Here is a 445-nt window from a genome sequence, read left to right on the forward strand (position 1 = left end):
TTCAAGGTCCGAAAAATCGTTTTTTCCTCCTCTTGTGCCGTATACGGTGAAACAGCAGATAGCAGTATTACAGAATCGTTTCCCATCCAACCTCTATCCTTTTACGGACTTTCCAAATACATGTCTGAAATGTACATTCAGTTTTTTCAATCCTCCTATGGACTTGCATTTACGATCTTGCGCTATGCGAATGTGTATGGACCACGTCAGGCAGCTACGGGAGAGGGAGGCGTAATCGCGACCTTTCTTCGCAAAATCATTGATGGGGAAAGGCCAGTGATCTACGGGAGCGGCGAGCAAACGCGTGATTTTGTCTATGTCAAAGACGTTGCCAGAGCCAACCTGCTTTCCCTGCAGTCTGGACATAATGAAATCGTCAATATCGGCACGAATCAAAAAACGAGCATAAATCAGCTCGTCCATCTGATGGGACAGCTGCAAGCGG

Annotated in this window: 1 protein-coding gene; it reads left to right on the top strand. The window is 46.5% G+C overall.

Annotated features, from left to right (window positions below):
* Nucleotides 1–15: 15 nt before the first annotated feature.
* Nucleotides 16–445: NAD-dependent epimerase/dehydratase family protein (locus SB754_RS19265; RefSeq protein ID WP_410784022.1), on the top strand; the 430-nt coding region annotated here is incomplete at its 3' end.

This window comes from Leifsonia sp. SIMBA_070, from assembly GCF_046534635.1.
GTDB lineage: Bacteria > Actinomycetota > Actinomycetes > Actinomycetales > Microbacteriaceae > Leifsonia.